Annotated in this window: 13 protein-coding genes; all 13 read right to left on the bottom strand. The window is 37.9% G+C overall.

Going from position 1 to position 13,077, the window contains the following annotated elements:
• Positions 1–636: 636 nt before the first annotated feature.
• The 13 genes from murA to upp all read right to left on the bottom strand — a co-directional run bounded on the left by murA (position 637) and on the right by upp (position 12,046).
• Positions 637–1,953, bottom strand: coding sequence for a UDP-N-acetylglucosamine 1-carboxyvinyltransferase (gene murA, locus HF990_RS14025; protein ID WP_168412838.1), 1,317 nt, complete (start codon positions 1,951–1,953; stop codon positions 637–639).
• 371 nt (positions 1,954–2,324) lie between these two features.
• On the bottom strand, positions 2,325–2,570 hold the full coding sequence (locus HF990_RS14020) for a DUF1146 family protein (RefSeq protein WP_016837232.1): 246 nt from the start codon (positions 2,568–2,570) through the stop codon (positions 2,325–2,327).
• A gap of 100 nt (positions 2,571–2,670) precedes the next feature.
• On the bottom strand, positions 2,671–3,078 hold the full coding sequence (locus HF990_RS14015; RefSeq protein WP_016837233.1) for a F0F1 ATP synthase subunit epsilon: 408 nt from the start codon (positions 3,076–3,078) through the stop codon (positions 2,671–2,673).
• Positions 3,079–3,103: 25 nt separating this feature from the next.
• On the bottom strand, positions 3,104–4,519 hold the full coding sequence (gene atpD, locus HF990_RS14010) for a F0F1 ATP synthase subunit beta (RefSeq protein WP_096550335.1): 1,416 nt from the start codon (positions 4,517–4,519) through the stop codon (positions 3,104–3,106).
• A 47-nt stretch (positions 4,520–4,566) separates the two neighbouring features.
• Positions 4,567–5,433, bottom strand: coding sequence for an ATP synthase F1 subunit gamma (gene atpG / locus HF990_RS14005; RefSeq protein WP_016837235.1), 867 nt, complete (start codon positions 5,431–5,433; stop codon positions 4,567–4,569).
• A 79-nt stretch (positions 5,434–5,512) separates the two neighbouring features.
• Complete coding sequence (gene atpA / locus HF990_RS14000; protein WP_016837236.1) at positions 5,513–7,024, bottom strand: F0F1 ATP synthase subunit alpha; 1,512 nt, start codon at positions 7,022–7,024, stop codon at positions 5,513–5,515.
• A gap of 20 nt (positions 7,025–7,044) precedes the next feature.
• Positions 7,045–7,587: a F0F1 ATP synthase subunit delta gene (locus HF990_RS13995; RefSeq protein WP_016837237.1), complete on the bottom strand. Its 543-nt coding sequence runs from the start codon at positions 7,585–7,587 to the stop codon at positions 7,045–7,047.
• Positions 7,584–8,144, bottom strand: coding sequence for a F0F1 ATP synthase subunit B (atpF, locus tag HF990_RS13990; protein WP_016837238.1), 561 nt, complete (start codon positions 8,142–8,144; stop codon positions 7,584–7,586). The genes HF990_RS13995 and atpF overlap by 4 nt, the downstream gene beginning before the upstream one ends.
• A gap of 189 nt (positions 8,145–8,333) precedes the next feature.
• Positions 8,334–8,546: a F0F1 ATP synthase subunit C gene (gene atpE, locus HF990_RS13985; protein ID WP_016837239.1), complete on the bottom strand. Its 213-nt coding sequence runs from the start codon at positions 8,544–8,546 to the stop codon at positions 8,334–8,336.
• A gap of 84 nt (positions 8,547–8,630) precedes the next feature.
• Complete coding sequence (gene atpB / locus HF990_RS13980; RefSeq protein ID WP_096550334.1) at positions 8,631–9,356, bottom strand: F0F1 ATP synthase subunit A; 726 nt, start codon at positions 9,354–9,356, stop codon at positions 8,631–8,633.
• Between the two features lie 29 nt (positions 9,357–9,385).
• Positions 9,386–9,760, bottom strand: coding sequence for an ATP synthase subunit I (locus HF990_RS13975; RefSeq protein WP_096550333.1), 375 nt, complete (start codon positions 9,758–9,760; stop codon positions 9,386–9,388).
• 455 nt (positions 9,761–10,215) lie between these two features.
• Positions 10,216–11,340, bottom strand: coding sequence for a non-hydrolyzing UDP-N-acetylglucosamine 2-epimerase (gene wecB / locus HF990_RS13970; protein WP_168412837.1), 1,125 nt, complete (start codon positions 11,338–11,340; stop codon positions 10,216–10,218).
• Between the two features lie 76 nt (positions 11,341–11,416).
• Positions 11,417–12,046 carry a uracil phosphoribosyltransferase gene (gene upp / locus HF990_RS13965; RefSeq protein WP_016837243.1) on the bottom strand — a complete coding sequence of 210 codons (630 nt, stop codon included), beginning with the start codon at positions 12,044–12,046 and terminating at the stop codon, positions 11,417–11,419.
• Between the last annotated feature and the right edge of the window lie 1,031 nt (positions 12,047–13,077).

Genomic DNA, 13,077 nt, shown 5'->3' with positions numbered 1-13,077 from the left:
TGTCTCAGGAAGCGATTTTTTTCGAATGGCTATTATTTTCTTTGAGTTGACTATTATCTTGTCGGGTTTGGCTATTATCTTCCCGAATTTGACTATTATCCGATGTCTCAGGAAGCGATTTTTTTCGAATGGCTATTATTTTCTATGAGTTGGCTATTATCTTGTCAGGTTTGACTATTATCTTCCTAAGTTTGACTATTATCCGATTTTTCAGGAAGCGATTTTTTTCGAATGGCTATTATTTTCTATGAGTTGGCTAATATATTGTCAGGTTTGACTATTATCTTCCCGAATTTGACTATTATCTAATGTCTCTGGAAGCGACTTTTTTCGTGCGACTATTATTTTCGAGGACTTGACTATTATATTGTCGGGTTTGGCTATTATCTGTCCCTGTTTGACTATTATCCAATATATAAGGATTATTTTCATAAATTTAACGAATATCTCCTCCATTCAATTTCTATCTTGTCTTTCAAGAAGCAAATAACCCTTTCTGCTTATTAAATGAAAGACAAAAATAAAACGACAAAACCTCACCCACAAGATTTTGTCGTTCTTTCCACGATTGATGGGAATAAATTAAACACACATAACATATTGTACAGTAGAAAAATAGATTGCCCTTAAAATCACTTACACATTTAACGTAGTTTCCGTCGTAACAATTGGTTTCTCTTCAATTGTATTGCTAGAAACGCGTTCAATATTTGCCCCAAGCGCACGCAATTTCTTTTCGAAGTCGACATATCCCCGATCCAAATGATGCAGTTTTGTTACGCGAGTGACTCCTTCTGAAGCTAACCCAGCTAAAATCAATGCTGCAGCTGCACGCAGGTCCGTTGCTGCAACCTCTGCACCTTGCAATTTCACTGGTCCTTCGACAAACGTTGAACGGCCTTCAATTTTCAACGACGCATTCATGCGACGAAACTCTTCAACATGCATAAAGCGATTTTCAAAAACCGTTTCCGTAATGATACTCGTTCCTTGAGCTGTTAACATTAACGCCATCATTTGGGCTTGCATATCTGTAGGGAATCCTGGATATGGCATCGTTTTCACATCAACTGCTTTTAACGGTTCAGATGCACATACTCGAAGTCCATTTCCTTCTTCCGTAATCTTCACGCCCATTTCACTCATTTTTGCAATTAAAGCTGTCAAATGTTCAGGAATCACATTTTCTATTAAAATATCACCACGAGTAATTGCTGCAGCTACCATAAAAGTCCCTGCCTCAATTCGGTCTGGAATTACATGATGAATTGTTCCGTGCAGTTCATCCACACCTTCAATGCGGATTGTGTCAGTTCCTGCTCCTGTGACACGACCACCCATTTTGTTGATGAAATTTGCTAAATCGACAATTTCCGGTTCTTTTGCTGCATTTTCAATAATTGTTGTTCCTTTAGCTAAAGCAGCAGCCGTCATGATATTTTCTGTTGCTCCCACACTTGGAAAATCTAAATAAATATTCGCACCTTTTAAACGATTTTCCACTTTTGCTTCCACATACCCATGACCGAAGGAAATTTTTGCTCCCATGGCTTCAAAACCTTTTAAATGCAATTCAATTGGCCGGGAACCAATTGCACAACCACCAGGCATTGCAACACGAGCATATCCATTTCGAGCTAAAAGAGATCCCATCACTAAAATTGAGGCGCGCATTTTGCTAACATAGTCAAAGGGAGCTTCGCTTAACAATTTCTTTTCAGCATTTATATGAAATTCATTATTTTCAACATCATATTTTACTTCAGCATTTAAGCTTTTTAATACTTCATTTATGGTATGAACATCCGCTAAGTTCGGGACGTCTTTTATAACACTAGTATTCTTAGAAGCTAGCAACGAAGCAGTTAAAATTGGTAATACGGCATTTTTTGCCCCTTCTATTTTAACTTTTCCTTGTAATCTTCGGCCTCCTGTAACAATCATTTTATCCACAAATCGTCCCTCCGAATCCATTCTCCAATGATGTTTATCACAATCAATCAATAAAAAAACAAACCATATTCATAGTAATGCTTAAATCAAATATTTACAAGTGACTAAAAATACTAATTTCAGATATTTTTCATCATATATCTACAATTATATATTACGCACAACAAGGATTGATGGTGAATTTTTACGAAATATTAAATTTTGCTTACTTTTCCAACTTTTTATGTCATTTTTGTCTCAAAATTATCTACATGATTGCCCAGGAAATAACACGTATATGTATTGTAACGACAAAGGAGTCATAAATTGTCATTTGCCCTTACAAACCATATAAATAATAGAAGGGAACTGTTGTGCAAAATAAAAGTACATTACGAAAAAATAAACGGTAATTGTTTTGATAAACCTGTAAAATCAAGGACAAACTTTGATACACTGTATCCTAAAACAATGCTTAACAATATATACATGAGTTGAATTTGAAAAGTCTTTCCCTTTTTAAACACGACATCTAATCGAATAGATTGCAATGCATAGAATGCTATACAAATAAATAGAATATGGGAAAATAATCCAATTGCGGCTTGAATTCCAATAGTTTGATAAATATTATTCATATGCACGTCTCCTCAAACAGGATAGTCTAATTAAAATGATGTATCTTCAAAGAAGGATATAACATATTAAAAGCGGACAGTTAAACTGCCCGCTTATTCATTAAATTCTACCCTCATAAACGTTGATACGATTGATCGCACGTTTCAAAGCTAATTCTGCCCGTTTAAAATCAATGTCATCGGACTTACTTTGTAAACGTTCTTCTGCTCTTTTCTTTGCTGCTTGAGCGCGAGCAAGATCAATGTTCTCAGCAACTTCAGCTGAAGGTGCCAGAATCGAGATTTTATCTGGACGAACTTCAATAAAGCCACCGCTAACGGCTACTGCTTTTTGTGAACCGTCTGCTAACTTTAGTTTTACCGCACTGATTTCAAGCGGTGCCACTAAAGGAATATGACCTGGAAGAATACCGATATCCCCAGAAACTGTTTTAGCAATTACCATTGCGATTTCTGAATCGTATACTGGGCCGTCCGGAGTGACAATATTGACTTGAACTGTCTTCATTTTTTTTCCTCCTCCGTCCGTAACATTATACCTCTACGCCCATTGCTTTAGCTCTTTCGATTACGTCTTCAATGCTTCCTACTAATCGGAATGCATCTTCTGGTAAATGGTCATATTTACCTTCTAAGATTTCTTTGAAGCTGCGCACTGTGTCTTTTACAGGAACGTATGAACCTGGTTGACCAGTGAATTGCTCAGCAACGTGGAAGTTTTGTGATAAGAAGAATTGAATGCGACGTGCACGTTCAACTGTTTTCTTATCTTCTTCAGATAATTCATCCATACCTAAGATTGCGATGATGTCTTGTAATTCACGATAACGTTGTAATGTTTGTTGTACACCACGAGCTACTTGATAGTGTTCTTCACCAACGATTTCTGGTGATAACGCACGAGAAGTAGATGCTAGTGGGTCCACCGCAGGGTAAATACCCATCTCAGATAATTTACGTTCAAGGTTTGTTGTAGAGTCTAAGTGAGCGAATGTTGTAGCTGGAGCCGGGTCAGTATAGTCGTCGGCTGGTACATAAATCGCTTGAATAGATGTAATAGAACCTTTATTTGTAGATGTGATACGTTCTTGTAAGTTACCCATTTCTGTAGCAAGTGTTGGTTGGTAACCAACGGCTGATGGCATACGACCAAGTAGGGCTGATACTTCCGAACCTGCTTGCGTGAAGCGGAAGATGTTGTCGATGAATAAAAGTACGTCTTGACCTTGTTCATCACGGAAGTATTCTGCCATTGTTAAACCTGTTAGGGCAACGCGCATACGTGCACCAGGTGGTTCGTTCATTTGTCCGAATACCATGGCAGTTTTACTAATAACTCCGGAATCGCTCATTTCATGATATAAGTCGTTACCTTCACGAGTACGTTCACCTACACCAGCGAATACAGAGATACCACCGTGTTCTTGTGCGATGTTGTGAATTAATTCTTGGATAAGTACCGTTTTACCTACTCCGGCACCACCGAATAGACCTACTTTACCACCTTTAATATAAGGAGCTAATAAGTCAACTACTTTAATACCTGTTTCAAGAATTTCTACTTTTGTAGATAATTCTTCAAATGTTGGAGCTTCGCGGTGAATTGGATCACGACGAGCTTCTCCTGGAATATCTTCTTTTTCGTCAATTGGTTCACCAAGAACGTTGAATACGCGTCCTAGTGTTACTTCACCAACTGGAACAGAGATTGGTGCATTCGTATTTGTTACTTCCGCGCCACGTTGAAGACCGTCTGTAGAGGCCATGGCAATTGTGCGGACAGAGTCGTCACCAAGATGTAATGCTACTTCTAATGTCAAAGTAACAGTATCTTCACCAGGACGATTGATGTTAACTGTTAAAGCATCGTAGATATTTGGTAATTGTCCGTTCGGGAATTTTACGTCAACGACTGGACCCATTACCTGAAGAACATGTCCTTTGTTCATTCCTGTGTACCCTCCTATCGTACATTTATACGCAACAAGAAGCTAGCCTATTGGATGGCTTCTGCTCCACTAACAATTTCAGTAATTTCTTGTGTAATCGATGCTTGACGAGCACGGTTGTATTCAAGTGTAAGTGTTTTAATAAGTTCATTCGCATTATCTGTCGCTGTTTTCATGGCAGTCATACGTGCAGCATGTTCACTTGCTTTCGCATCAAGTAGAGCACCATAAATTAAGCTTTCAGCATATTGAGGGAGCAATACTTCTAGAATTGCTTCCGCATTTGGTTCGAATTCATACGATGCTTGAAGCCCTTCTGTTGCAGGCGCTAAATCCGTAATTGGTAATACTTTTTTCTCTGTCACTACTTGTGAAATAACGCTCACGTAGTGGTTATAGTACATATAAAGTTCATCATATGTACCATCAGCGAACATACCAACAGCTTTTCGTGCGATTTGTTTAATTTGGGAGAATGATGGTTGGTCAGGAAGGCCGACAACGCTATCAACAACATTTAAGCCACGCTTTTTAAAATAATCTGTAGGTACACGCCCTATTGATAAAATGACATACTCGTCTTTTGATTTATGACGTTCTTCTATCGTACGTGATAATTCACGAATTACGTTCGCATTATAAGCTCCAGCCAATCCACGGTCGGAACCAATAATGATATAACCCGTCTTCTTAACAGGGCGAGCTGTCAACATTGGGTGTGAGACATCTGATGCGCCGCTAGCAATCGATGCAACAACGTCTTGCACTTTTTCCATATAAGGAACGTAAGCTTTTGCATTTTCTTCCGCTTTTGATCTTTTAGAAGCGGACACCATTTGCATCGCTTTTGTAATATGCCCTGTTTTACGCGTTGAGTTGATTCGGTTTTTAATATCGCGCAAACTTCTTGCCACTGGTATTTCACCACCTTTTCATTTTAGTCATCATTCGTGCTACGAATCAGCAGAAGATCTTTCAGCAAAGCTGAAAGAATCATTCTTCTGATTTAGCAAATTGGTTTTTGAATTCTGTAAGAGCTGCTTTGAAGTCTTCGTCTGATGGTAAATCTTTTGTAGTACGAATATGTTCTAAAATGTGAGTGTGGTTTACATCTAACCAGCTGTACAACTCATTTTCGAAACGACGGATATCTTTTACTGGAATATCATCTAAGTAACCGCGAGTTAGAGCGTAAATGATTACAACTTGATATTCTACTTTAATTGGTTTGTTTAAGTCTTGTTTTAACACTTCAACTGTACGCTTACCACGTTCAAGTTTTGCAAGTGTCGCTTTATCTAAATCTGAACCGAATTGAGCGAATGCTTCAAGTTCACGGTACGCAGCTAAGTCAAGACGCAATGTACCAGCAACTTTTTTCATCGCTTTGATTTGCGCAGCACCACCTACACGGGATACGGATAAACCGGCGTTGATCGCTGGACGTACACCTGAGTGGAATAGGTCAGATTGTAAGAAAATTTGTCCGTCTGTGATTGAGATTACGTTTGTTGGGATGTAAGCAGAAATATCCCCAGCTTGTGTTTCAACGAATGGAAGAGCTGTAATAGAACCTGCACCCATTGCGTCACTTAATTTCGCAGCACGTTCTAGTAAACGGCTGTGTAAGTAGAATACGTCACCTGGGTAAGCTTCACGACCTGGTGGACGACGTAATAACAATGAAAGCTCACGGTAAGCTGCTGCTTGTTTAGAAAGATCATCGTACACAATTAAAACGTGTTTACCTTGTAACATGAAGTGCTCAGCCATTGAAACCCCAGCATATGGTGCTAAGTATAATAATGGTGCTGGTTGAGAAGCTGATGCTGTGATAACGATTGAATAATCTAACGCACCGTTTTTACGAAGCGTTTCAACAACCGTACGAACTGTAGATTCTTTCTGACCGATTGCAACGTAAATACAAATCATGTTTTGGTCAGCTTGGTTTAAGATTGTATCGATTGCGATAGATGTTTTACCTGTTTGACGGTCACCAATGATTAACTCACGTTGACCACGGCCGATTGGTACTAATGCGTCAATCGCTTTAATACCTGTTTGCAATGGTTCGTGTACAGATTTACGAGCCATAACCCCGAAAGCTGGGCTTTCGATTGGACGAGTTTTTGTTGTATTGATAGGTCCTTTTCCATCCACTGGCATACCAAGTGGGTTTACTACACGACCGATTAATTCTTCACCAACTGGAACTTCCATGATACGACCTGTGCGACGAACTGTATCGCCTTCTTTGATGCCAAGGTAGTTACCTAGAATAACGATACCGACGTTGCCTTCTTCTAGGTTTTGTGCCATACCCATTACACCATTTTCGAACTCAAGAAGTTCTCCTGCCATACAGTTGTCGAGGCCATGAGCGCGTGCGATACCGTCACCAACAGTGATTACAGTACCAACTTCATTTACTTCTAATTCAGATTGGTAGTTTTCAATCTGCTTTCTTAACAGAGCGCTGATTTCTTCAGCCTTGATGCTCATGAATGTCACCTCTCACTTTTCTATTTATTAACGACTAACGTGCGTCTGAGACTATCTAATTTATTCGCTACAGTGTTATCGAAAATCATGTTTCCAATTTGAACTCGAACTCCACCAATCACTGATGGTTCAATCACATTCGTAATGTTCAATGACTCTTTGCCAACTAATTTTGCGAAAGAAGTAGAAATGTCTTTTTTCTCTTCTTCTGTTAGTTCGCGTGTTGAGTATACTGTAGCTTCCGCAGTGCCTTGAGCGTCAGCTGCTAATGTTTTAAATGCTTCTGCAATATTCACTAATTCATTGATACGTTTTTTATCAATTAATAATTTGATTGTATTTAGTAAGATTGAATTCGCTTCCTTGAAAAGTTCGGAAACGATTTCCTTTTTTCGTTCAGAAGAAAACTTTGGATTCGTCAATAATGAAATGAAATCACGATTTGCACTTACGACTTTTGTCATTTCTTGAAGTTCTTGATTCACTTCATCGACGATATTTTGTTTTTGTGCTACAGAAAAAAGTGCTTCGGCATAGCGATTAGCTACAGTAGATTTACTCATTTCGCTTCGCCTGCCTTAGCAATCGTTTCTTTAATTAATGCACTGTTATCTTCTTCAGAAATTTCTTTTTCAAGCACTTTAGATGCTGCAAGAACTGAAAGTGAAACCACTTCTTCACGCAATGAAGCGATCGCTTTTTCTTTTTCTGTTTCGATTTCACGAACAGCAGATTCTTTTAAGCGATTTGCTTCTTGACGAGCTGTTTCAACGATTTCATCACGCTGTGCTTCAGCTTGCTTTTTCGCGCTTTCAATAATTTTTTGTGCTTCTGTGCGAGCTTCTTTTAATAATGCTTTTTGCTCTTCTAAAGCTTTTGCAGCTTCTTTGCGAGCATTTTCAGCCGCGTCGATTTCACTTGCAACTAATTCCTCACGCTGTTTCATGATGCCCATTAACGGACCCCATGCAAATTTCTTTAATAATGCCATTAATACGAGGAAGATTACTAATGTTGCAAGAATATCTCCAAGGTTAACTACTTCAGCAACATCTGAACCTAATACTAGATATTCAAAATTCACGATTGTTTCACTCCCTTCAAGAGCTTCAAATTCCATTTAGTCTGCCCTACTTCAGTTCATTTCCAATCGAAAATTTGAAGAGAGCCTTTTATTTTCAAATCTATTGTTTGTGATTTAAAATTGTTTCTAACAGTCATTTTTATAAAAAATGGTTGCAGTTAAACCTTTAAATAAAAGGAATGGCGAAGTTTCTTATACAAATCATCCTTCGCCACACGGAACCAATTATCGGTTCATTACGATGAACGCAACTACTACAGCGATGATCGGTAAGGCTTCTACTAACGCTACCCCGATGAACATTGTAGTTTGAAGAACGCCACGTGCTTCTGGTTGACGTGCAATTCCTTCTACTGTACGAGATACGATTAAACCGTTACCAATACCTGCACCTAGTGCTGCTAAACCAATTGCAATTGCTGCTGCTAATAAACCCATCTTAATATTTCCTCCTTGGAATTATTTTTTTATTTTTTTGAGATGAAATGCATAATGTGAATATTACACTATGACTTTATAAAATTAATGGTCTTCACTCACTTTGTGTGAAATATAAACCATTGTTAACATTGTAAATACGAAGGCTTGGATAAAGCCGATAAAGATTGAGAATCCTAACCATGCCATTGTTGGGATAATGGCACCGATAAAGCCGAATATTGTTGAGCTAGCTAGTCCAGCAAGTAGACCTAATAGAATCTCACCTGCATAGATGTTACCGTAAAGACGCAAACCAAGTGTTAACGTGTTTGCAAACTCTTCGATTATTTTTAATGGTAATAAGAATGCTTTTGGCTGAACAAAAGTTTTAGCATAGTGTCCTAAACCATGCAACTTAATACCATAGAATGTTGCAAGTACTGTTACCATTGATGCTAACGTTAATGTTACTACAGGATCTGCAGTTGGTGATTTCCACCATAAATCTCCATGTATATAAATACCTGAGAATGGTAGACCTAAAAGGTTCGCAACTGCAATAAACATAATAAGCGTGATTCCTAGAACGTGGAATCGACCACCTGTTTTCCAGTCCATGTTGCTTTTGATAATCCCTTTTACAAAGTCCATTACCCATTCCATGAAGTTTTGCATTCCCGTCGGCTTCAACTTTAAGTTTCTCGTTGAGATGAACGCGATGATAAATACAATAGTCGCTGTAACTAACAAAGTTAAGATTGTAGCCAAGTTGAATGTAATTGGAATATTTCCTAAATGCAGAGTATACTCCGGTGCTCCATGTTCCATTTCTTGCACTCACCTCACTTTCAAATGACCTATTTTCTAGTTTTGAGTAAACTGATGAAGGCCTCGATAAAGAGGAAAATATAAGGAATCATTAGCCCGATGACTGAGCTAACAACATTGAAGTATTTTGGCAACGCGATCGGTATTGCTACTGCAGCTACTGCAGAGGCAAAGCGTAAACCTGAACCAAGAGACACTGTTCGTTTTCCCTCTTGATAGGAACGGTCAAACTTGTCCATTCTTCGAACAAGAATCCAAAAGTTGTAAGTACCAAAGAGCGCACCAATCCCCATTCCCGAGAAAATCGTCGGATATGGCGTAAAAAACCATCCTATTATACATAGGGCAAGCAAAAAAAATAAAGCTTTTTTCTGCTTAATAAAAATTTGGTGCAAATCCAACATTGGTTCAATCTCCTGAATCCTTTTTATTCGCCGTGCCTATTGAGTTATACAAGAGTTTAGTGTCAAGTGGAAACAAATTTTACATATTTTCTCTGAGGGCAAAATTTTTTACCGCTATGTATTTTTCCCTTTTTATTACTCTTGTATTCAGACTCTTCCAACGTTGCAAAATTTCATTCTTTGTTTCCACTGTTTGCATAGTAGAAACTTGATATTACAAGGGTTTGAAAATCATTTTGTAATAGAATCCCCTTAATATTCATACACTTTGTAAGCATACAATAGGGGCTTTTTGATGTCAATTAGTTTTAGTGAAAAACTTCACAGTGAACTTACTTTGTCAAAATATTGACAAATTTCCAACAGAGAATCTATTTTAGACGATTTTTATTGTTACAAAATTTAATTTTCACAATATTTTCTACTTATTTAATAGAATCTAATTTCATGTAAAATTATTGTTTCTTCTCATGGAAATATGTTAATAGCGCATCAACAATTCGACGAGATGCGAAGCCGTCACCATATGGATTGGATGCTTTCGCCATTTTCTCATATGCATTTTGATCTTCTAACAATTCCTTCGCTAAATGATAGATAGTTTCTTCATTTGTTCCAGCAAGTTTTAATGTCCCCGCTTCAATGCCTTCTGGACGCTCTGTTGTATCACGCAATACTAGTACAGGTTTTCCTAATGATGGTGCTTCTTCTTGCACGCCTCCTGAATCCGTTAAAATCATATACGAGCGGGCAGCAAAATTATGGAAGTCAAATACTTCAAGCGGTTCGATTAAATGAATTCTCGGATCATCACCTAAAATTTCATTTGCTACTTCTCTTACAGCTGGATTTAAATGAACTGGATATACTACTTGCACATCTTCATGTTCTTGAAGCAAGCGTTTGATTGCTCGGAACATGTGACGCATCGGTTCTCCTAAATTTTCACGTCGATGTGCTGTTAAGAGAATCATGCGATCGTTTCCGATTTTATCTAAAATCGGATGTGTATAGTGTTCTTTCACCGTTGTTTTTAATGCATCAATAGCTGTGTTGCCTGTGACAAAAATCGTGTCGGGATTTTTGTTTTCTTTTAGCAAGTTTTGTTTAGATTGTTCAGTCGGTGCAAAATGCAAGTCGGCCATGATGCCAGTAAGTTGTCTGTTCATTTCTTCTGGATACGGTGAATATTTATTGTGAGTTCTTAATCCTGCTTCAACATGTCCAATTGCAATTTGGTTATAAAAGGCAGCAAGGCTACCTACGAAAGTTGTTGTTGTATCACCATGAACTAAAACGATGTCTGGTTTTGCTTCCTTCATGACTTGATCTAAACCTTGAAGGGCATTCACCGTCACATCGATTAACGTTTGTCGATCTTTCATGATATTCAAATCGTAGTCAGGTGTAATATCGAAAGTTTCAAGCACTTGATCAAGCATTTGTCGATGCTGTGCCGTTACTGTGACAATTGATTCGATTTCATCTTTATATTTTTTTAGCTCCAACACGACCGGTGCCATTTTGATTGCTTCAGGCCTAGTACCGAAGATGGTCATTACTTTAATTTTATTTGTCAACGGATGATACTCCCTTCTGATTGTGCAAAATTTGCAGAAAACGCCCTTCATTTTGAAGGACGCATCTATTTTCTATTTATTTCGTACCGAATAGACGGTCACCCGCGTCACCTAAACCAGGAACAATGTAGCCATGTTCATTCAATTTTTCATCTAAAGCTGCAATGAAGATGTCTACATCCGGATGAGCTTCTTGTAATACTTGTACTCCTTCCGGTGCTGCAATTAAACACATAAATTTAATGTTTACTGCTCCTCGCTTTTTCAACGCGTTAATCGCTTCTACAGCAGAACCACCAGTTGCAAGCATTGGGTCTACTACGATAAATTCACGTTCTTTTACATCTTGAGGAAGTTTTACATAGTACTCAACTGGTTTTAACGTTTCAGGATCACGGTATAATCCGATATGACCAACTTTGGCTGCAGGAATTAATTTTAATACTCCGTCAACCATTCCGATTCCCGCACGCAAAATTGGAACAAGAGCGATTTTCTTACCTGCAAGTACTTTTGTTTTTGCTCTTGTAATCGGTGTATCGATTTCAATTTCTTCTAATGGCAAATCGCGAGTGATTTCGAATGCCATTAATGTTGCTACTTCATCAACAAGTTCACGAAATTCTTTCGTACCAGTGTTTTTATCGCGAATATACGTTAACTTATGTTGGATTAGTGGATGATCAAATACATATACTCTACTCATGTAGTTCGCTCCTAACTTCTGAAAAGATTAAATTTTTATCGTCTATACGGACTAAAGGTGGATTTTATTGTTCCACATTATCCAAATCAGTATAACAAAAAACATTTCATTAGAAAACAAATAATCGATGCATTTACATAGTTGTCAATTTCTTTTAAAAGTCGAAAATGTTTTGGAAGTTTATTTATGTCCTATGTAATTTTCGCAGGTTTTCAAGGGAATTATTACAGTATTCTGTGCGATGAAGTCTGTTTCTACAAGGAATTGGGACGTGGATTTTATTGATGGCTGCTAGGGTGGTGACTATTATCCCTTCTTTTTGGAGCGATTTTTTCCCTTTGGCTATTATGTGCACAGGGTTGACTATTATCTTCCTCTGGTTGGCTATTATGCTTTAAATTTTGACTATTATCCATTTATTCATGTAGTTATTTTTCCTCTTTGGCTATTATGTGCACAGGGTTGACTATTATCTTCCTTTGTTTGGCTATTATGCTTTTGATTTTGACTATTATCCATTTATTCAAGTAGTTATTTTTCCTCTTTGGCTATTATGTGCACAGGGTTGACTATTATCTTCCTCTGGTTGGCTATTATGCTTTTGATTTTGACTATTATCCATTTATTCAAGTAGTTATTTTTCCTCTTTGGCTATTATGTGCACAGGGTTGACTATTATCTCCCTCTGGGTGGCTATTATGCTTTAAATTTTGACTAGTATCCGTTCATTCGAAAAGTCATTTTTCCCCTTTGGCTATTATGTGCACAGGGTTGACTATTATCTTCCTCTGGTTGGCTATTATGCTTTAAATTTTGACTATTATCTCTTCATTCGAAAAGTCATTTTTCCCTTTAGCTCTTATTTTGTAAAAAGCCGTTTCTGGATTAGCTATTCTCCACTCCCTCAATCGAGTAGGAGGGAGCGATTAACTCCCGTCCTCTCACACCACCGTACGTACGGTTCCGTATACGGCGGTTCAATTAAGATGATTGACGCAAGTCTTTATAACTTCCGTGAATAGCTGTTCTCT

This window comes from Ureibacillus thermosphaericus (genome assembly GCF_012396605.1).
GTDB lineage: Bacteria > Bacillota > Bacilli > Bacillales_A > Planococcaceae > Ureibacillus > Ureibacillus thermosphaericus.
The sequence above is the reverse complement of the archived record's forward strand: the minus strand, read 5'-3'. Positions and strand labels throughout refer to the sequence as shown.

Excerpts from the sequence above, each read along its gene's own strand:
- HF990_RS13975 (WP_096550333.1), bottom strand. The coding sequence starts at position 9,760 with ATGTTGGATTTGCACCAAATTTTTATTAAGCAGAAAAAAGCTTTATTT.
- HF990_RS13995 (WP_016837237.1), bottom strand. The coding sequence starts at position 7,587 with ATGAGTAAATCTACTGTAGCTAATCGCTATGCCGAAGCACTTTTTTCT.
- atpB (WP_096550334.1), bottom strand. The coding sequence starts at position 9,356 with ATGGAACATGGAGCACCGGAGTATACTCTGCATTTAGGAAATATTCCA.
- upp (WP_016837243.1), bottom strand. The coding sequence starts at position 12,046 with ATGAGTAGAGTATATGTATTTGATCATCCACTAATCCAACATAAGTTA.
- HF990_RS14020 (WP_016837232.1), bottom strand. The coding sequence starts at position 2,570 with ATGAATAATATTTATCAAACTATTGGAATTCAAGCCGCAATTGGATTA.
- atpD (WP_096550335.1), bottom strand. The coding sequence starts at position 4,519 with ATGAACAAAGGACATGTTCTTCAGGTAATGGGTCCAGTCGTTGACGTA.
- HF990_RS14015 (WP_016837233.1), bottom strand. The coding sequence starts at position 3,078 with ATGAAGACAGTTCAAGTCAATATTGTCACTCCGGACGGCCCAGTATAC.
- atpA (WP_016837236.1), bottom strand. The coding sequence starts at position 7,024 with ATGAGCATCAAGGCTGAAGAAATCAGCGCTCTGTTAAGAAAGCAGATT.
- atpF (WP_016837238.1), bottom strand. The coding sequence starts at position 8,144 with ATGGAATTTGAAGCTCTTGAAGGGAGTGAAACAATCGTGAATTTTGAA.
- atpE (WP_016837239.1), bottom strand. The coding sequence starts at position 8,546 with ATGGGTTTATTAGCAGCAGCAATTGCAATTGGTTTAGCAGCACTAGGT.